The 19,011-nt window shown below is 38.2% G+C and carries 19 protein-coding genes and 1 riboswitch; of the genes, 18 read left to right on the plus strand and 1 reads right to left on the minus strand.

Annotated elements, in window-relative coordinates:
- The first annotated feature begins 7 nt into the window (after positions 1-7).
- Together EO112_RS06225 and EO112_RS06230 are read left to right on the plus strand one after the other, a co-directional pair.
- Positions 8-343: a hypothetical protein gene (locus EO112_RS06225; protein WP_126940768.1), complete on the plus strand. Its 336-nt coding sequence runs from the start codon at positions 8-10 to the stop codon at positions 341-343.
- Positions 344-368: 25 nt separating this feature from the next.
- Positions 369-1,976 carry a glycosyltransferase family 39 protein gene (locus tag EO112_RS06230; protein ID WP_126940767.1) on the plus strand — a complete coding sequence of 536 codons (1,608 nt, stop codon included), beginning with the start codon at positions 369-371 and terminating at the stop codon, positions 1,974-1,976.
- Between the two features lie 225 nt (positions 1,977-2,201).
- On the opposite strand, the gene EO112_RS06235 is transcribed toward EO112_RS06230, so the two are convergent.
- Entirely contained in the window at positions 2,202-4,028 is a 1,827-nt protein-coding gene (locus EO112_RS06235) for a phosphoethanolamine transferase (protein WP_127163467.1), read from the minus strand.
- Between the two features lie 176 nt (positions 4,029-4,204).
- Between EO112_RS06235 and EO112_RS06240 the strand changes: the two genes are divergently transcribed.
- The 16 genes from EO112_RS06240 (at position 4,205) to metK (ending at position 18,722) form a co-directional block, all read left to right on the plus strand.
- Positions 4,205-4,936, plus strand: coding sequence for a ScpA family protein (locus EO112_RS06240; protein WP_127163469.1), 732 nt, complete (start codon positions 4,205-4,207; stop codon positions 4,934-4,936).
- Entirely contained in the window at positions 4,933-5,469 is a 537-nt protein-coding gene (gene scpB, locus EO112_RS06245; protein ID WP_009353824.1) for an SMC-Scp complex subunit ScpB, read from the plus strand. Before EO112_RS06240 ends, scpB begins: the two co-directional genes overlap by 4 nt.
- A gap of 1 nt (position 5,470) precedes the next feature.
- Positions 5,471-6,193 carry a pseudouridine synthase gene (locus EO112_RS06250; protein WP_062402389.1) on the plus strand — a complete coding sequence of 241 codons (723 nt, stop codon included), beginning with the start codon at positions 5,471-5,473 and terminating at the stop codon, positions 6,191-6,193.
- An 8-nt stretch (positions 6,194-6,201) separates the two neighbouring features.
- Positions 6,202-7,446: an NAD(P)/FAD-dependent oxidoreductase gene (locus tag EO112_RS06255; protein ID WP_126940762.1), complete on the plus strand. Its 1,245-nt coding sequence runs from the start codon at positions 6,202-6,204 to the stop codon at positions 7,444-7,446.
- Between the two features lies 1 nt (position 7,447).
- Positions 7,448-8,134 carry a (d)CMP kinase gene (gene cmk / locus EO112_RS06260; RefSeq protein ID WP_009353847.1) on the plus strand — a complete coding sequence of 229 codons (687 nt, stop codon included), beginning with the start codon at positions 7,448-7,450 and terminating at the stop codon, positions 8,132-8,134.
- The gene (locus EO112_RS06265; RefSeq protein WP_126940761.1) at positions 8,127-8,732 is read left to right on the plus strand and encodes a 1-acyl-sn-glycerol-3-phosphate acyltransferase; all 606 of its coding nucleotides are present in this window, start codon (positions 8,127-8,129) and stop codon (positions 8,730-8,732) included. Before cmk ends, EO112_RS06265 begins: the two co-directional genes overlap by 8 nt.
- A gap of 9 nt (positions 8,733-8,741) precedes the next feature.
- The gene (locus EO112_RS06270) at positions 8,742-10,649 is read left to right on the plus strand and encodes a bifunctional 4-hydroxy-3-methylbut-2-enyl diphosphate reductase/30S ribosomal protein S1 (RefSeq protein ID WP_009353850.1); all 1,908 of its coding nucleotides are present in this window, start codon (positions 8,742-8,744) and stop codon (positions 10,647-10,649) included.
- Positions 10,650-10,786: 137 nt separating this feature from the next.
- The gene (der, locus tag EO112_RS06275; protein ID WP_127010856.1) at positions 10,787-12,121 is read left to right on the plus strand and encodes a ribosome biogenesis GTPase Der; all 1,335 of its coding nucleotides are present in this window, start codon (positions 10,787-10,789) and stop codon (positions 12,119-12,121) included.
- Positions 12,118-12,717 carry a glycerol-3-phosphate 1-O-acyltransferase PlsY gene (plsY, locus tag EO112_RS06280; RefSeq protein WP_370106658.1) on the plus strand — a complete coding sequence of 200 codons (600 nt, stop codon included), beginning with the start codon at positions 12,118-12,120 and terminating at the stop codon, positions 12,715-12,717. Before der ends, plsY begins: the two co-directional genes overlap by 4 nt.
- A 2-nt stretch (positions 12,718-12,719) precedes the next feature.
- Positions 12,720-13,721 carry an NAD(P)H-dependent glycerol-3-phosphate dehydrogenase gene (locus EO112_RS06285; protein ID WP_062402402.1) on the plus strand — a complete coding sequence of 334 codons (1,002 nt, stop codon included), beginning with the start codon at positions 12,720-12,722 and terminating at the stop codon, positions 13,719-13,721.
- Positions 13,722-13,806: 85 nt separating this feature from the next.
- Positions 13,807-14,352: a 16S rRNA (guanine(966)-N(2))-methyltransferase RsmD gene (gene rsmD / locus EO112_RS06290; protein ID WP_126940759.1), complete on the plus strand. Its 546-nt coding sequence runs from the start codon at positions 13,807-13,809 to the stop codon at positions 14,350-14,352.
- Between the two features lie 15 nt (positions 14,353-14,367).
- Positions 14,368-14,859, plus strand: a complete 492-nt coding sequence (coaD, locus tag EO112_RS06295; RefSeq protein WP_062402407.1) for a pantetheine-phosphate adenylyltransferase — start codon at positions 14,368-14,370, stop codon at positions 14,857-14,859.
- Between the two features lie 9 nt (positions 14,860-14,868).
- Complete coding sequence (locus EO112_RS06300) at positions 14,869-15,309, plus strand: hypothetical protein (protein ID WP_009353256.1); 441 nt, start codon at positions 14,869-14,871, stop codon at positions 15,307-15,309.
- Between the two features lie 167 nt (positions 15,310-15,476).
- Positions 15,477-15,923, plus strand: a complete 447-nt coding sequence (locus EO112_RS06305) for a GNAT family N-acetyltransferase (protein WP_009353257.1) — start codon at positions 15,477-15,479, stop codon at positions 15,921-15,923.
- 218 nt (positions 15,924-16,141) lie between these two features.
- Positions 16,142-17,323: a bifunctional phosphopantothenoylcysteine decarboxylase/phosphopantothenate--cysteine ligase CoaBC gene (gene coaBC, locus EO112_RS06310; RefSeq protein ID WP_127010855.1), complete on the plus strand. Its 1,182-nt coding sequence runs from the start codon at positions 16,142-16,144 to the stop codon at positions 17,321-17,323.
- Positions 17,324-17,380: 57 nt separating this feature from the next.
- Positions 17,381-17,482, plus strand: a riboswitch (SAM riboswitch).
- Between the two features lie 49 nt (positions 17,483-17,531).
- Positions 17,532-18,722, plus strand: a complete 1,191-nt coding sequence (gene metK / locus EO112_RS06315; protein ID WP_126940757.1) for a methionine adenosyltransferase — start codon at positions 17,532-17,534, stop codon at positions 18,720-18,722.
- Positions 18,723-19,011 lie beyond the last annotated feature (289 nt).

Consider the following 19,011-nt stretch of genomic DNA (forward strand, 5'->3'; position numbering starts at 1 on the left):
AGTGACTATGAGTCAAGAACAAAAGTATGATGAAGGAACGCGCGTTCTTTCAGAAGAAGAATTACGTGATTTTGACGGAACAACTATTGATGAAGAGGGGCGAGCATACGATGCTCCTCATCATCAATCTTCTCAACAGGAACAAGACCAATTTCAAACCATTCCTAATATGAAGATATTTTTGTGGAATGCTCTTAGTTGGAAGTGGAAACTAGGCATAGCAGTAGGCGTCGTGATGCTTATTATAGTGTTATTTGCACTAGCTAAATTTATCATTGCTGGTGCCTTTGTGATTATTTTAGCTTGGCTAGTAATGCGCTTGTTGGGAAAGTTATTTTTTTAAATGTAAATACAGAGGTTGTATTACTATGGAACAAACATTTTCATGGAAGCGGTTTGCATGGCTAGGGATAGGAACGTTTTTGTTCTATCTGTTTATGGCATGGGCGCTGCCTGTGACGGATACAGTGGAATCAAACTACGCTTTGTCTGCCGTGACCATGATGAAACATGGAGAGTTTTTGTCTCCTATGATTTATGACATGTATTGGTATGATAAACCAATTATGGCATATTGGGGGCTTATACTGTCCTACTCTTTGTTTGGTATCTCTGATTTAGCTGCTCGATTGCCATCCATTGTCGTTTCTACTTGTACAGTATTAGCGATGTATCGGATGGCTTTCAGTATATATCAAGTAGAACGGATTGCTATGTGGAGTGCCATTGCCCTAGGAACGGCGTTAGAATTTTGGTACATTGGTCATGCTGTCGTGACGGATGGATATTTATTTCTCTTTTCTATGGGTATTTTTTACTATTTATATCGTGGTATCACTGGTGAAAGTCATCGCCATATGGTCTATGCGTATATGTTTGCTGGGTTAGCGGTGCTTACCAAAGGCCCTGTAGGGATCGTGCTACCAGGGATTATTTTAATTCTATATGTGGCCTTGAATCGTCGTATGGATTGGTTCAAATATGTCTTTTCTTGGAAAGGTATTCTTGCTTTTATCCTAGTTGTAGCACCGTGGTATGGATATATGTACTATGTTCATGGTGATGCTTTTATCCAAGGATTTTTAGGGCTACATAATGTGACGAGAGCGACGGTACCAGAGCATCCCGAACATAATTGGTGGTATTTATATTTTGCCTTGTTGCCAGTATGCATGATGCCATGGACTAGCTTTGTAGTTCGTGGTATCAATGAACAGAAACACGCCTATATTTGGTATTGGTCGATTTTTTGGTTTGTAGGAACCGTTCTGTTCTACACGTGTATGGCCACTAAATATGTTACCTATACATTTATTATGCTGATTCCTTTGGCATTATGGGCAGGCATGGGCATTCATGCTGGTATAGAAGGATACAAAGAACGTAAGATGACATGGAGGGTGTTTACCCTATATGCACTGGGTGGATTTCCATTTTTACTAGGATTAGTCATAGTGGGATTGAGTGTGTCTTTGTCACATAGTGCGTATCTTTGGATTAGTTTGGCAGTGACTGTGTTGACGTTTATTTATGCCGCTAGTAAACGAACAGGGTCTGTCTTAGTGTACAGTATGGCAACGAGTGCGATCATTTTTTATTTAGCATTAGTTCCTAACTTAGTGCCAGTTATGGAAGACCAATCTGGAAAAGTATTAGCCAATGAAGTGATGACATTGGAAGGCACTACGCCATTAGAGGTGTATCAATATGGTAATTATCGTACGTCTTTATCCTATTATTTGGGACGAACTACTTCCTTTATACATTACAAAGAACATGAAAGTGTTTGGGAAAATGTGAAAAATATCATGCCTATGGTGAAACCTACTGACTTGGCAAAAGATACAGAGAAACTATCACGTGCTTTGATTTATGTGCCAAATAAATACGCAACGTATTTTAAAGAAACAAATTTATATGACCAGGTTCAACCTGTAGAAAGAAATTCTCTAGGAGTCTTTTACAAAGCGAAATAATGGTAATTATAGTATTGGGGATGCTCCTAGGGAGTATCCCCAATAAGTTTCTGTTACTATAGGACAGGCGGCATGAGACCTACATTCAAGGAATATTGTATGACTCGATAATAAATGAAGGAGGACAGAGAAAGCGATTCTAAAAGGCTTATGTTTATATACAAAAAATAGATATGAAACAGGCACCAACGCAATAGCTGGCGCCTGTTTTGTGCTTGTAGTAGTTTATTTCGCCTCAGGATCTAAGGACAATGGTTGTGTACCTAACATTGTAGTTAAGTTATTGACATTAAAGCGATAGGCTTTATTGGAGAAATCTCGTGTTACATCGTAGTTACCAGATGGAGCATGTATGATGCCTACGAGCATATCATACAATAAGTCATTGGTGAAATATTGTTGCTCATGATTGCGTAGGGTAATTGCTGTTTCTGGATACGCATTACGATATGTAGGAGATAAGTAAACCCACATTGGTATCCGTGTCATTCCAAAATTGAAGATATCTGGATTGTGAGATGTTTTAATATTTTCTCCATGGTCAGAGAAGTATACCATGGCTTGTAAGTTTAAGTTATCCTTAGCATAGGTGTAAATTTCTTGTAACAGCCAATCAGTGTAGAGTTGGCTATTTGCATAGGCTTCAATACCTTCAGGGTTTGGACCTTGTTTCCATTTGCTGAACTCGTGAGGATATCTATCGTTGTAGTAGATATGACTACCCATAATATGGATGACAATAAAATTATTTTGGTTCTTTGGTACGTCTTTTAACAGTGGTAACAAAGCGCCATCATATTGATCGGAGAAAGCATAGGATTCGTGAGCCCATCGAGGGGTATCACTAGCCTTAGCAATGAGGGAGATAGCCGTATCATATTCGCCATACACACCTTGGTTAGACAGCCAAGAGGTGTGATACCCAGCTTTTTTCGCCACATCGATAATGGTAGTAGCATCAAAGAATGGTTTGTCGTCATATTGATTGCGCTCTGTTAGGGCTCTTTCCAAGGTTGGTACAGTCTGCACATAGGAAGAGTAAGCGTGTTTAAAAACATTAAAGTTTGGATTTTGATACAGGGAACCTTGCCATGGTGTATCATCGTAAGGGAAGTCAGGAGTATACATTTTCATGTAATCTCTAGAAGAAGATTCTCCAATGACTAAGATGACAGTACCTGGAGTTTTTTGTGCCGCTGTTTCCGTAGTGCTTAAGTGTAAATTGTTAAATACACTCACATGCTTATCATTATAAGATTGCAACTCTTTCATATAGGCTCGAACTTCTAGCCAATTGCTGACAATATCTGTACGAGGGAAAAGATAATATCCACCATACACGATGAGAGCGATGGATAGAATCCACTTTATATCATTTTGATACCGCTGAAAGAAAGAGGAATAGAACACAGTAGGCTCATCGTTCGTTTGAGCTTTCATATTGGCAAAGTATAAAAGACCAAGTATGATAGCGATGCCAACAACAGCACCACCAATACCACCAACACCGATGATGTTTTTCACAAAGCCTAAGGCTTCCTCGGGGTTGGTTTGGTACAATGCCATCATAGTGGCAGGAGTAATACAATGCCAAGTGGATAGATAGTACCCGATTTGAGCAACTGGGATAAGGAGAAATGCTACGTCAAGGATGCTGTATAGAGCAGACCAAATACGTTTTGCCTTTCCCCATTGTAGTAGCCAATAGTGGGTGACACTAAGACCACAGAATAAGACTAGACCAAATAAAAAATCATTGGCGAATTCGTAGAAGTAAAAAGGCTTTTCATAAGACCAGTGAAATAAGAGCGGGAATGTTAATGCCCAACTGATACCTACGATGCCATGACCAATGATATATCCCTTTGTAAAGGAACTACGAATGATCGATTGTAAGACTGTTAAGCCTACAATAGTAGGAACGAATAAGGTAAGGATATCTTCTATGTCAAACCCTAAAGTAATTGGTTCGTAGATGTAAAATAGTGCCACTGCGATGATAGTGGACACGATGGTATACAGTCCCAACTGTTTCCATCTTTGACGATGCATAGTGTCGCCTCTCTTTCTGGGTGTAGCAATTTTCGCCCATTTCATTTATAATACTTATTAGATACATACGTTGGTATGTCTATGTATTATTCTAACTGTTTCTAATAGGAAATGCAATTTTTTCATACAAGGTGTGGTGAAAGCCATACCTTTATTTTTGGTAGAAAGGAGTTTTCATGAATACCTACGATTTTAAACTGGATATTTTTGAAGGCCCTTTGGATCTTTTGTTGCATTTGATTGAAAAGAATCAGATTGATATATACGATATTCCCATTGTGCATATCACCTCACAATATATGGATATACTCAAAACTTGGAATCAATTTGATATTGCCTATAGTAGTGAGTTTTTAGTGATGGCAGCTACGTTGTTGCAGATTAAGTCACGCCTTTTATTGCCTAAGATAAATCATAAGGATGAAAGTGATACAGAAGATCCACGAGACGAATTGGTGAATCGATTGGTGGAGTTTAAACGCATCAAAGAATTGACGGGTCTTCTTGAAGAACGTGTATCCGGTGGGGCCTATGTATTTAATAGACCGGAAGAGCTTAGCCAAGTGGGATTAGATCTTGTTTGTACTGTAGAGTGGGATGCATTAGTGGCATGCTTTCAGAAAGTGCAGGAACGATATGATCGACCTGAGATAGAAGCTCCCAAAGTTATGATGGAACGTGAAGAATATACATTGGAACAAGGGATTGAAGATGTATTATTAGCGACGAGGAATCAACAAGTGCCTTGTGTAAATTTATTTGCTTCGGTACAGACGAAGGAAGAAAGTGTGGTTACATTTTTGGCGTTATTAGAGTTAATGAAACGTCAACTATTGCGAATTATAGTGGGCAATCACGATATATATAACGTGATTGTAGAAGGTATAGAAGAAGGAGATGCGCTGTGAATAGCATTGAATTTCAGCAGTTAGAGGCTGTATTATTTGCAGCAGCTACCCCTTTAACGATAGATACATTAGCAGATATTTTTGAAGTCTATGCACCAGAAGTTGAAAAAGCTATCAAAGGTTACGAAGAAAGGTTAGTACAGGAACGGCGAGGAATTAGGATTCGTAAAAGTGCATCGGGCATAGAACTAGTGAGCGCCCAAGAATGCAGTGAATTTGTTACTAAAATTCGCCATAGAGATGAAAAACTATCTGGAGCGGCTATGGAAACGTTGGCTGTAATTGCTTTCAAACAGCCTATCACAAAAGGTGAAGTAGAAGAATTTCGTGGTGTGAACTGTGAAAAAGTATTAAAACAATTATTGGCCCGTGACATGATTGTAGAGTTAGGACGAAAGGAAACTATCGGACGTCCTGTGATTTACGGAACATCGGATAACTTTTTAAGGACTGTAGGTGCCAATTCTATTGAAGAATTGCAACAGTCTATGCCTCTTTCAGCGGGGTTATCCATAGATATAGAAGGAGATTAATATGGAACTAGAACGTTTGCAAAAATATATTGCCCGTTGTGGTGTGGCATCACGACGAAAAGCAGAAGAATTGATTACTTCTGGCAAAGTACTTGTGAATGGTAAATATGTAAAAGAACTGGGTGCAAAGGTAAATCCTACACGGGACCGCGTTAAAGTGGATGGACAACTATTGGAGCCAGAGGCATTGGAATATTATATTTTTAACAAGCCAAAAGGGGTGATTACATCCATTACAGATCCTGAAGGACGCAAAACTGTTATGGATTATATTAACTCTGTAAAAGTTCGTATTTATCCTGTAGGCCGATTAGACTACCATACAGAAGGATTATTACTATTGACGAATGATGGAACTATGGCGCAAAATTTAGCCCATCCATCAAAAGGTGTGACGAAAACCTACGAAGTAAAAGTAAAAGATCGTGTGCTTGATGAACATTTAGAACAGTTAGCAGTAGGTATCAAACTAGAAGATGGTATGACGGCGCCTTGCGAAATTACAGACTACGGATTTAATGGAAAAACAGGTCTTACCACTGTAGAAATTACCATCCATGAAGGGCGTAATCGTCAAGTACGCCGTATGTTTGAACACTTTGGGTACTCTATTCATAATTTGAAACGCATCAATTATGCGGGATTGAATTTGAAAGGGTTGAAACGTGGGGCTTTTCGTAAATTAACTCGTGAAGAAGTGAAACAATTACAAGCGATAAAATAAGGATACATATGAAAAAAATTATTGTCATCGGTGGTGGCGCTGCAGGTCTTATGTCTGGCGTCCGAGCTGCACAATTAGGTGCCTCTGTGCGTATCATTGAAAAAATGAAGATGGTGGGCCTTAAAATGGGGATTACAGGAAAAGGGCGTTGTAATGTGACCAATGCAGCTCCTATAGAAGATTTTATTAAGCAAACGCCTGGAAATGGTAAATTTCTATATAGTGCGTACCAACAATGGACAAATGAAGATATGATTCATTTGCTCAATAGTTGGGGTGTCCCTACTAAGGTTGAGCGCGGTGGCCGTGTGTTTCCAGAGTCTGATAAAGCAACGGATGTGCGCAATGCTTTTATAGACACGTATCGTAAATTAGGTGGACAACTTCATTTAGAAGAAAGTGTTAAGGATTTAATCGTACGAGATGGCGCTATTACAGGTGTGATTACAGATAAAGGAACCTATGAGTGCGATGCAGCTATCATCGCAACAGGTGGGATGTCCTATCCATTGACTGGCTCCACTGGAGATGGCTATGAATTAGCCTCTTCTGTGGGACATTCTATCGTGGAATTGAGACCATCTTTAATTCCTTTAGAAACAAAAGAACATTGGGTGAAAGATTTAATGGGGCTGAGCCTTAAAAATGTAGAAGTCTCTATTATTGCGAAAAATAAAGTGCAGACAAAACAATTTGGAGAAATGCTATTTGCCCATTTTGGGGTCACAGGACCGATTATTTTATCAGCTTCTCATACAGTGACCAAATTATTGAAGAAAAAGGTAGATCCCATTACTATTGAAATTAATCTAAAACCAGCATTAACTAAAGAGGTTTTAGATAAGCGGGTACAACGTGATTTCAGTGAGTCTCAAAATAAGCAATTAGTGAACGTATTGAAAGGTTTATTGCCATCCAAGTTAATTCCAGTTATATGTCAATTAGCAGAATTAGAAGGAACCAAGGCGATTCACGATATTACCAAAGAGGAGCGCTTGCGACTGGTAGATACGATTCAACATATGCGACTCACCGTACATAAACCTCGCCCTATAGCAGAGGCTATTGTGACAGCTGGTGGCATTTCTGTAAAAGAAGTAGATCCCAAAACGATGCAGTCTAAATTGGTGCATGGCTTATATATGGCAGGAGAAGTCTTGGATGTGGATGCATTCACAGGGGGATATAATCTGCAAGTTGCGTTTTCTACAGCCTACGTAGCTGCTACTCATGCAGCAGAAGGAGGAGTCTAATATGAATCGACGAATTTCCGTAGCCATTGATGGTCCTGCTGGTGCAGGTAAAAGTAGTATTTCTAAAGTAGTAGCCAAGAAATTAGGGTATTTATATATTGATACAGGAGCTATGTATCGTGGCATTACCTGGGCACTACTGAATGCGGGTATATCTATTGATGATGTAGATGCAGTAGAAGCTGCTTTGTCTAAGATTCAATTAGAACTACGTGTAGAAGAAACGGGTTTATCTGTATGGGTAAATGGAACAGATGTATCCCAAGATATCCGTACGCAATATGTGACAAGTCACGTGTCTCAAGTGGCTGCACAAAAAGCAGTGCGCACTAAGTTGGTAGAAATGCAACGTCACATGGCATCAGCGGGCGGTGTGATTCTTGATGGTAGGGATATTGGTTCCGTTGTGTTACCTAATGCGGAATTAAAAGTCTATCTAACAGCATCTGTGGAGACTCGTGGGCATCGACGTTGGTTGGAGTTGAAAGATTCCGAGAATATCTCTTTGGAAGAAGTATGTCGTACTGTAGCAGAGCGAGATGCCATGGATATGAATCGAAAGGAATCTCCTCTTGTATGCGTAGATGATGCAGTGGTTGTAGAAACGGATCATCTTAGTATAGAAGAAACTGTTCAAACTCTTGTTGACTTAATTCGTAAAGCGGAACTAGGAGGGCATCATGGATAAATTTTCTGAATGCTTATGGAGATCTGCGTTTACCATCGTTTATGGATGGTGGTATGGCACAAAGGTATATGGGAAAGAAAATGTACCTAAAGAAGGGCCGGTCATCATTTCTCCAAACCATAAGAGTAATAATGACCCTCCTTTATGTGGCTTTGCATTACCACGTCATGTGAACTTCATGGCAAAAGAAGAGCTATTTAGAAATCCAATTTCTAAATTAGTTTGTACTTGGCTAGGAGCCTTTCCGGTGCGACGAGGTGGAGTCGATAAATTAGCTATTCGTCATGCTATGAATTTATTGAAGGATAATTTAATGCTTGGTATTTTTCCAGAAGGGACACGACAAAAGGGTGATTCTTTAGGGCGCTTTCACGATGGCGTAGCTTCGATGGCGTTGCGTACAGGGGTGCCAGTAGTACCGATAGCCATTGTAGGAAGCGATAAAATGATTCGTGGAGAAGTAGCTGTTATTATTGGAAAACCGATTGTAGTAGCAAAAGCAAAAGCAACTGTAGAGGCTATTGCAGACGTGAATGATGTGGTAAAAACAGCTATCCAAACTATGATTGATGAATATAAAGCAGGTAAGTATAAATAGGGGAATGCTATGTTTACAATACGATTAGCAGAAAATTGTGGGTTTTGCTACGGCGTAAAGCGTGCTGTTACTATGGCAGAAAAAGCAGCAGACTCACAAGATTTGAGTTATACATTGGGACCAATTATTCATAACCCTCAAGTAGTAGGTCGGTTAGAAGATAATGGTGTCTATGCCATTAATGAATTGAGTGATGTAGAAGAAGGTACTATTATCATTCGCTCCCATGGGGTTGGTCCAGAAGTATATGAAGAGGCAGAAACAAGAGGTTTACCAGTTATAGATGCCACCTGTCCTCATGTGCAAAAAGCACAAAGAGATGCGAAGTCAGTTGTTGATGAAGGGCTTACGCTCATTATCTTGGGTGAAAAGAAACATCCAGAAGTAAAGAGTATTAATCTATGGGCAGGTAATAAAGGTATTATAGTAGAAACAGAAGAGGATGCTAGAAATATTCAATTCGTGGAAAAAATTGGAGTTGTAGTACAAACTACCTTTTCACAATTTAAGTTTCAAAGTATAATAAAAATATTAGAACAAAAATCTAATGATCAAAAGATCTTCAAGACAATTTGTCAGGCTACTGAGGAACGTCAAAATTCTGCTGTAGCTTTGGCGAAAGAAGTGGATCTTATGATCGTGGTAGGTGGGAAGAACTCCGGCAACACGACTAGATTAGCAGAAGTATGTCGTGATGTAGGGTGTACTACATACCACATCGAAACTGCTACTGAAATACAAATGACGTGGTTGAAAGACGTCACAACAGTAGGAGTCACGGCTGGTGCATCGACACCAGACTGGATAATTAAGGAGGTCATTCAGACGATGGAAAATTTTGCAGAATTATTTGCAGCATCAGAAGCGCAAGCAGAAGAATTTAAGAAAGGTAATGTGATTGAAGGGGAAGTTGTACAAATCGATGACGAACGTGCATATGTATCCTTTGGCTACAAAACAGAAGCACAACTAGAGAGAAAAGAAATGGCATACCCTACACCAGCTTCTGCTAAAGATGTATTAAAGGAAGGCGATAAAATCAAAGCTGTTATCCTTAACCACATCAAAGAAGATAGCCCAATTTATCTTTCTATCACTCGTTTGGCTAAAGATGAAGATTGGCAATATGTTATTGAAGCACAAGAAAAAGATGAACCAATCATCTGTAAAGGTGTGGATGCAATTCCTGCAGGTTTAGTCGTAACTGTTAAGTCTTTACGTGGTTTTATTCCACTTTCCCAAGGTGACATTCACTTCGTGAAATCCCTTGATAACTTAGTAGGTACAGAATTCGAAGCTAAAGTACTTGAAGTTGAAGAAAAGAAAAACCGTTTAGTTCTTTCTCGTCGTGAAGTACTTGAAGTGGAACGCCAAGCTAAATTAAAAGAAGCGTTAGCAAATGTAGAAGTTGGCGGTACTTACAAAGGTACTGTTCGTAAAATCATGCCTTATGGCGCATTTGTTGATATCGGAGGAATCGAAGGTTTACTTCACATTTCCGACATTTCTTGGCAAAAAATTAAACGCGTTGAAGACGTGTTAGCGGTAGGTCAAGAAATCGATGTTAAATTACAATCCTTTGATGAAGAAAACAGCAAAATCTCTTTATCTTTAAAAGCATTATCCAAAAGCCCATGGGACGTTGCAGAAGAAACTATCCATGTAGGTGATGTAGTAACTGGTAAAGTAGTTCGCACAGTACAATACGGTGCATTTGTTGCTATCAACGATGATATCCAAGGTTTACTTCACATCTCTCAAGTGACTAAACAACGTAATGCAAAAGTAGAAGACTACTTGAGCCGCGGTCAAGAAGTAGAAGTAGAAGTAATTTCTTTCAACAAAGATGAAAAGAAATTAGGTTTAAAATTAACTGAGTTAATGGAACCAGTAGCAACTGAAGAAGAAGCTGAATAATTTCTAGATAATAGAAGAACAGTAGGTCCAATGGACTTACTGTTCTTTTTTTGCTTTCGTTTATGTGATACAATATAAGTTGATAAACTATGTGTTCTTACTCTTCCTTTGAGGAAGTTGAAATATGAGGTGAAAGCATGTCAAAACCATTAGTTGCGGTCGTAGGAAGACCGAATGTAGGAAAGTCTACATTATTTAATGCCATTGTTAATAAACGAATTTCGATCGTAGAAGATATTCCAGGTGTTACACGTGATAGAATTTATTTTGATGCAGAATGGCTACAACGTGAATTTACTATGATTGACACTGGTGGGATTGAGTTTATTACTGCAGAAAGTCATGAAATTCCTAAAATGATGCGTTTTCAGGCACAACTAGCGATTGAAGAAGCTGATGTGATTCTCTTTGTTGTAGATGGTAAGCAAGGGATTACCATTGCTGATGAAGAAGTGGCCAACTTGTTGCGTGCTAGTGGTAAGCCTGTGATTTTAGTAGTTAACAAAATCGATAGTGTAAATCAAGAGGCTAATATTTATGAGTTCTATAATTTAGGTATTGGTGACCCAATTGGTATTTCTGCTAAAAATTTGATGAATTTAGGTGATTTACTTGATGATGTAGTGAAACATTTTCCTCCACAAAGTGCTGGTGAGGAAGATGAAGATACAATCCATGTAGCCTTGATTGGGCGTCCTAATGTGGGTAAATCATCTCTAACAAATGCCTTATTAGGTCAAGAACGTGTTATTGTTAGTGATGTGGCTGGTACAACACGTGATTCTATCGACACCCATTGGAGTCATGATGGACAGGATTTTGTATTAATCGATACAGCAGGTATGCGACGTAAATCTCGTATTGATGCACCTGTAGAAAGATATAGTATTGTTCGTTCTCTCCGTGCTATTGATCGCTCTGATATTGTTGTTTTAGTATTAGATGCTACAGATGGAGTGACTGAACAAGATAAAAAAATTGTTGGCTATGCTCATGAATCTGGAAAAGGCTTAGTGATTGTTGTCAATAAATGGGATTTGATTGAAAAAGACGATAAAACTACATTGCGATTCACAGAAGATATATATGATGAAATGGGATTTTTACGTTATGCTCCAATCTTGTTTGCTTCAGCTTTAACGAAACAACGTGTTCATCGCTTAGCAGAATTAATTAAATACGTATCTGAGCAACAACATATGCGTATTTCTACAAGTGTGTTGAATCAATTGTTATCGGATGCACAAACAGTTAATCCAGTGCCATCTCGTGGTGGACGTATTCCTAAAATTTATTATATGACACAGGCTAGTGTAAAACCGCCAACATTTATATTATTTGTGAATGAACCTGAATTGATTCATTTTTCCTATATGCGTTTCTTAGAAAATCGACTTCGAGAATCCTTTGGATTTGAGGGAACTCCAATTCGCTTAGTACTTCGTGGTAAGAAGGGATCTGATGAAGAATGATAACGGTGGAAATTGTTGTATTAGTTTTACTTGCATACGTAATAGGTTCTATTCCTACAGGTTTAATTATTGGAAAGCTATGTTTTCATACAGATGTACGTCAATATGGTAGTAAAAATATTGGTGCTACCAATACGTATCGTGTACTAGGGATGAAAGCTGCTTTGCCTGTTTTCCTAGGGGATGCTGGAAAGGGTGCCATAGGAGTTCTCTTATTTTCGCCGAATCCAGAATGGATGATTGTAGGTGGCTTATGTGCTATGATTGGTCATAATTGGTCTATTTTTCTTGGCTTTTCTGGCGGTAGAGGGGTTGCGACAGGATTGGGGGTACTCATTGCATTATCTCCTATAGCGGCTATAATTTGCTTTGCTGTATGGGGCATTATTGTCAAGTTTACTTCCTATGTGTCCTTAGGATCTATCGTAGCAGCTACTCTTGTGCCTATTGTGATGTATTGTTTATCTGAACCTTTACCATACATCATCTTTGGCGCTATAGCGGCATTATTTGTCGTATTCCGTCATAGAGAAAATATTGTACGTCTTTTGCAAGGAAAAGAATTAGCTGTTAAACGTATTACAAAGGATAAGTAATTATGAAAATTGCAGTCATTGGATCAGGTAGCTGGGGCACTGCATTAGCTCTAAAAGGGCTAGAGGCGGGGCATCAAGTGACGATGTATTGTCGCACGGAAGAAAAAGCAAATTATTTGCGTGAATATCGTATTAACCCTTATTTGCCAGATGTAGTTTTACCACTTACTTTAGAGTTTCAACATTCTTATAGCAAAGCTTTACAAGATGCAGAAGTGGTATTGATGGTTACTCCATCAACTTATGTGAGGCGTACTCTACAAGAATTAAAGCCCTATCTAGGACCTTCTATGATTATAGTAGGTTGCTCTAAAGGATTGGAAAAAGATAGTGAAAAGCGATTATCTCAGGTTATTGAAGAAGAGGTACAGGGCTTAGTGAAAGCAACGGCTATTTTATCTGGGCCTAATCATGCAGAAGAAGTAGGCCGTGGTTTGCCGGCTGCCACAGTTGTAGCAAGTCAAAATGAAGATGCTATATGTAGTTTGCAACGTGCTTTGGGAGGTCCTAGTTTTCGAGTGTATGGGAATACAGATGTAATCGGCGTAGAACTAGGAGGAGCCACAAAAAATATTATTGCTTTAGCAGCGGGAATTGCACATGGCATGCAATTAGGAGATAATTTGTTAGCAGCCTTATTAACTCGTGGTCTTCATGAAATGACAAAGTTTGGTGTTGCCATGGGAGCAAAATCAGAAACCTATGCAGGGCTTTCAGGAATGGGAGATTTAATCGCTACTTGTATGAGTCCCCATAGTCGGAATCGGCGAGCTGGACAAAAGTTGGCAAATGGAGAAACTATGGAGGATATCATTAATCGATCCCAAATGGTGGTAGAAGGTTTTTTTGCAGTACGTATTATATATGACATAGCTAAAGTAAAAGGGATTGATATGCCTATTACTAATGCTTTGTATGAGGTATTATATCATCAAGTTTCTCCTGCTGAGGTGTTGATGCAGTTAATGATGCGAGATGTAAAACAAGAAGTTTGTAATAAGTAATAGATTATGAGGAAGATTTTATAAAAAATCTATTGTACCCCATAGTAAAATCATGTAGAATATACAAGTATAGGTAGTAAATTATATGAGAATTATTTCAGGAACAGCCAAAGGGCATACTATACAGGCTCCGAAGGGTATGGATACAAGACCTACACAAGATCGAGTGCGTGAGAGTATTTGTAATGTTATACAAAGTCGAAGAGGATTTTTTGAAGCTCAGGTGCTAGATTTGTTTTCGGGTACTGGCGCATTAGCCATAGAGTCCTTAAGTCGAGGTGCTAGTCATGCCATCGCAGTAGATACACGCACTGTTGATTATATCCAAAGTAATAGCCGACACTGTAAAGTAGATGATCAATTAGAAATTATGAAATGTACTATGGAATCAGCACTTACACGGTTACAAGGAAAGCAGTTTCAGTTAATATTTTCAGATCCCCCTTATGAAAAAGGGTATGTTCAAAAAACTTTGGACTTAGTGGACGAGTTACAATTACTTACCGAAGATGGCTTTTTAATTATAGAACGCCATAAGAATGAAACTCTAGAATTATTGCCTAAGTGGGTGGTTGTGAAAGCTTTATCCTTTGGGTATACTCGCGTTGACATTCTTTGTCGAGAACCATAGAAAGGGGCTTATACTGTGAGAATTGGAGTTTGTCCAGGTAGTTTTGATCCTGTTACAAATGGACATATAGATATATTTGAGCGCGCTAGTAAATTAGTGGATAAGTTAATAGTAGTAATTTTAGAAAATCCAAATAAGAAGTATTTATTCACTTTGGATGAGAGGGCAGAGTTAATTCGTCAATCTGTATCACATATTTCTAACATTGAAGTTGATTTTGGAAGCGGTTTGTTGAATGAGTATGTGAAATCACGAGATAGTCATATCATCATCCGTGGACTTCGAGCTTTAAGTGACTTTGAATATGAATTTCAACGTGCTTTGTTTTCAAAATATTTGGATGATGAGATTGAAACTGTTTTTATTATGACCAATAATAAATATGCCTTTGTAAGCTCTACAGGTATACGGGAATTGGCTAGGTATGGTGGTAAGTTAGATGGCTTAGTACCTACAGTTGTGAAACAAGCATTGGAAGATAAATTTCATAGAAAACAAGATAAATAGGAGGACATCATGAGAACAGAAAAATTATTAGAAGAGTTGGAAAATTTAATTGTTACTAGTAACAATATGATTATGACAAATAAAAAATTAATTGAAGAAGAAGAAATTATGCGTATTGTAGATGCATTAACAGAATCTTTGCCCCTTGAATTAGAAGAATCTCGTCGTATTGTAGCAGAGCGTGATCGTATTGTAGCGGAAGGTCAAAAACAAGCGGATGCATTAATTGAACAAGCGAAAGAATACATTCAAAAATTAACAGAAGAAAGTGAATTGGTAAAACAAGCACAAGAACATGCTAATCATATTATTGCAGAGGCTAATAAATCTTCGGAAGAACTCAAAAATAGTTCTATTCAATATGCTAGTGATGTATTCAAATATGTAGAATCTAATTTAGAGCGTACATTAGAAGCATTGCAAGAAAATCGTCAAACATTGCACAAATAACATTAATTAAGCACTTTTTGAGAGGTACTCTTAAAAGGTGCTTTTTATTAAAATTAGAGATTTTTATATTTGCTAGTCATACAAAATTAAAAAAATAAAAGGAGTTTTTATAATTTCGTCGAATACTAACAATATCAGTTTCATGTAATACTATGAGGAGGTATACTATGAATTTTGAAATTCGTAATGGCCACGATTATATTGATGAAGTAAAAGATTTGTTTGTAGAGTATGTACGATCATTAGGAGTATCTGCTAATTTAAGAGAGTTTCATGGACTGGAAGAAAAATATAAAGGTGAAGGTGAAGCCTTATATATTGCCTTTATCGATAACAAACCAGCAGGCTGTGTTGCGTTGCGTTATGTAGATAGTAAAACAGCGGCCATGAAACGGTTGTATGTTCGTCCAGCATTTAGGCACAGTTCTTTAGGTACAAATATGGCTAAAATGGTAGTAGAAGATGCTCGTGAATTTGGATATAAAACATTGCTACTAGATAGCTTGCCAAGTATGGAAAATGCAAAAGAATTATATACAAGCTTAGGATTTAAAAAATTAGATGGTACCAAGAAGCCGGTAAAGACAGTAGTTCATTTATCATTACCTCTGTAGAGGTCAATCATTGATGGATTTTATATTCATCATATAAATATGTAAAAAGCTGTAACAAATTATGCTCCTTTTAATTTGTATACAGCTTTTTTCGTGGATAAAGATGTTTTGAGTCTTTATGGATAAAAATATTGATGTATTACTTATCCAGATACTGTATAATAGGGTGAGTATAGAAAGTCTATTAATTGCATTAGTTCTATAGGAAGGTGAGACCTTTGAAGGGTAAGCATATTGTAGTAGGTGTAACAGCAGGAATAGCAACCTACAAAGCAGTGGATTTAGTAAGCCGTTTATATAAAGCGGGAGCAGAAGTAAAAGTGGTAATGACGAGAAATGCCACTAAATTTGTGAGTCCCCTTGTGTTTGGTGAAATTAGTAAACACAAAGTGGCTGTGGAAATGTTTGAAAATGTACAGAATTGGAATGTAGAGCATATTGCCTATGCAACTTGGGCAGATGCTTATGTGATAGCACCTGCAACGGCTAATATGATTGCTAAGATGTCCAATGGTATTGCAGATGATATGTTATCTACCCAATTATTGGCGACTACGGCCCCTGTATTTGTATGTCCAGCTATGAATAGTAACATGTATACCCATCCAACTGTGCAAGAAAATTTAACTATCTTGCGTGGTAGAGGTGTTCATGTGCTAGAACCTGACAGTGGACTCCTAGCATGTGGGGTAGAAGGAAAAGGGCGTTTGCCAGATCCGCAAAAAATTATGGACTGGGTGGACTTTCATTTAGGGAAAACAGAACTACTGCAAGGTAAAACTGTTATCGTCAGCGCTGGTGGCACACAAGAAGCAATTGATCCAGTTCGATATATTACGAATCGTTCCAGTGGGAAGATGGGTTATGCAGTGGCTCTAAAAGCGGCCCAGGCAGGAGCTAAGACAATCTTGGTATCTGCTCCCACAGATCTTGCTGTGCCAATTGGTGTAGAGCGTATTATAGTTTGTTCTGCTACAGAGATGAAAGAGGCTATAGATAGTCACTATGACTCTGCAGATGCGGTGATTATGGCTGCGGCTGTGGCGGACTATCGTGTAGCTGAAGTAGCGGACAATAAAATAAAAAAACAAGAAACTATGACATTAGAGCTAGTAAAAAATCCAGATATATTAGCAAGCTTAGGAGAGCGTAAACAGCAACAAAAATTAATTGGTTTTGCGGCGGAAACACAAGATGTTATTACCTATGGAAAAGAAAAAGTGCGCAAAAAGAATTTGGACATGTTAGTGGCTAATGATGTGAGTAAATTAAATGCAGGATTTGATGTAGATACAAACGAAGTGACATTTATTTATCCTGGAGATCAAATTGTAAGTTTACCTAATATGTCGAAACTTGATGTGGCAGAACGCATCATTCAAGCCTTGGCAGACCTATAAATCTATGCTATAATACATGTTAGTGATTTTAAACTAAGTATTATATGTATGATACAAGTCTCATCAAGAGTAGTGGAGGGAAAGGCCCTGTGAAGCTACAGCAACCATTCCTGATGGAAGAGGTGCTAAATCCAACGATATTTGATCGGAAGATGGGGATATAATTCCTCATCTTGGGATGAGGAATTTTTTTATTGGAGGTTTATTCATGGCAGAAAAACATGTATTTTTCACTTCTGAATCTGTAACAGAAGGTCATCCAGACAAAATTGCTGACCAAATTTCAGATGCTGTATTGGATGCTATTTTAGAAAAAGATCCAACAGCGCACGTTGCCTGTGAAACATTAGTAACAACAGGCCAAGTTCATGTAGTAGGCGAAATTACTACCAATACATATGTAGATATTCCTCACATTGTTCGCGATACAATTCGTGAAATCGGCTATACTCGTGCAAAATTCGGTTTTGATGCTGATACTTGTGGCGTTAACGTAGCGATTGACGAACAATCTGCAGACATTGCGATGGGTGTTGATGAAGCATTAGAATCTCGTGAAGGTGGTAGTGATGCCTTTGATAAAATCGGTGCTGGTGACCAAGGTATGATGTTTGGTTTTGCATCCAATGAAACAGAAGAATTAATGCCTATGCCTATCAGTTTGGCGCACCGTTTATCTCATCAATTAACAAAAGTTCGTAAAGATAATACTTTGGATTACCTTCGTCCAGATGGTAAAACACAAGTAACTGTAGAATATGTTGATGGTAAACCAAAACGTATTGAAACTATCGTTATTTCTACACAACATGGTCCAGAAGTAACATTGGAACAAATCCAAGCAGATATTAAAAAATATGTTATCGATCCAGTACTTCCAGAAGGATTCATCGATGAAAATACTAAATATTTTATCAATCCAACTGGTCGTTTCGTAATCGGTGGTCCACAAGGCGATGCTGGTTTGACAGGTCGTAAAATTATTGTAGATACTTATGGCGGTATGGCTCGTCATGGCGGTGGAGCTTTCTCCGGTAAAGATCCTACAAAAGTTGACCGTTCCGCAGCATATGCAGCTCGTTATGTAGCTAAAAATATCGTAGCAGCTGGTCTTGCTGATAAATGTGAAGTACAAGTAGCTTACGCAATTGGTGTAGCGAAACCTGTATCTATCATGGTGGAAACATTTGGTACTGCAAAAATCGAAGAAGAAAAAATCTCTGCATTAGTAAGTAAACATTTTGATCTTCGTCCAGCAGGTATCATTGAAATGTTAGACTTGTTGAAACCACATTATAAAAAAACTGCTGCATATGGACACTTTGGTCGTACAGATGTAGACCTTCCATGGGAACGCACAGATAAAGCAGAAGTACTTCGTAAAGAAGCAGGCTTATAATAGATTAATTTGCCCTTCGCTTTTGAATGATACATATATAGAGGATAAAGACGTATGTCTTTGTCCTCTATTTTTGTTACCCCAGTTGTCATGTATATAAATTATAAGAGTCTAGGTTGTCATGGGTTTACATCTTATAAGAAGATGTAATTATACTACCAAGTGATTTTGTCCTATCATCTTACTCCTAAAAGAAATTTCATCATATGCAAATGTGTAGAAGTAGGGTATGAAATAGTATGAATCGAAGGTACAAACGTGGTATAATGAAGAGTGTTTAGTCAGGAGG

Origin of the sequence: Veillonella sp. VA141 (assembly GCF_003992175.1) — a bacterium.
Lineage (GTDB): Bacteria > Bacillota > Negativicutes > Veillonellales > Veillonellaceae > F0422.

Excerpts from the sequence above, each read along its gene's own strand:
- EO112_RS06235 (WP_127163467.1), bottom strand. The coding sequence starts at position 4,028 with ATGCATCGTCAAAGATGGAAACAGTTGGGACTGTATACCATCGTGTCC.
- EO112_RS06300 (WP_009353256.1), top strand. The coding sequence starts at position 14,869 with ATGAGAACAGAAAAATTATTAGAAGAGTTGGAAAATTTAATTGTTACT.
- EO112_RS06240 (WP_127163469.1), top strand. The coding sequence starts at position 4,205 with ATGAATACCTACGATTTTAAACTGGATATTTTTGAAGGCCCTTTGGAT.
- EO112_RS06305 (WP_009353257.1), top strand. The coding sequence starts at position 15,477 with ATGAATTTTGAAATTCGTAATGGCCACGATTATATTGATGAAGTAAAA.
- EO112_RS06255 (WP_126940762.1), top strand. The coding sequence starts at position 6,202 with ATGAAAAAAATTATTGTCATCGGTGGTGGCGCTGCAGGTCTTATGTCT.
- EO112_RS06285 (WP_062402402.1), top strand. The coding sequence starts at position 12,720 with ATGAAAATTGCAGTCATTGGATCAGGTAGCTGGGGCACTGCATTAGCT.
- EO112_RS06225 (WP_126940768.1), top strand. The coding sequence starts at position 8 with ATGAGTCAAGAACAAAAGTATGATGAAGGAACGCGCGTTCTTTCAGAA.
- metK (WP_126940757.1), top strand. The coding sequence starts at position 17,532 with ATGGCAGAAAAACATGTATTTTTCACTTCTGAATCTGTAACAGAAGGT.
- der (WP_127010856.1), top strand. The coding sequence starts at position 10,787 with ATGTCAAAACCATTAGTTGCGGTCGTAGGAAGACCGAATGTAGGAAAG.
- EO112_RS06230 (WP_126940767.1), top strand. The coding sequence starts at position 369 with ATGGAACAAACATTTTCATGGAAGCGGTTTGCATGGCTAGGGATAGGA.
- EO112_RS06265 (WP_126940761.1), top strand. The coding sequence starts at position 8,127 with ATGGATAAATTTTCTGAATGCTTATGGAGATCTGCGTTTACCATCGTT.
- plsY (WP_370106658.1), top strand. The coding sequence starts at position 12,118 with ATGATAACGGTGGAAATTGTTGTATTAGTTTTACTTGCATACGTAATA.
- EO112_RS06250 (WP_062402389.1), top strand. The coding sequence starts at position 5,471 with ATGGAACTAGAACGTTTGCAAAAATATATTGCCCGTTGTGGTGTGGCA.
- rsmD (WP_126940759.1), top strand. The coding sequence starts at position 13,807 with ATGAGAATTATTTCAGGAACAGCCAAAGGGCATACTATACAGGCTCCG.
- EO112_RS06270 (WP_009353850.1), top strand. The coding sequence starts at position 8,742 with ATGTTTACAATACGATTAGCAGAAAATTGTGGGTTTTGCTACGGCGTA.
- cmk (WP_009353847.1), top strand. The coding sequence starts at position 7,448 with ATGAATCGACGAATTTCCGTAGCCATTGATGGTCCTGCTGGTGCAGGT.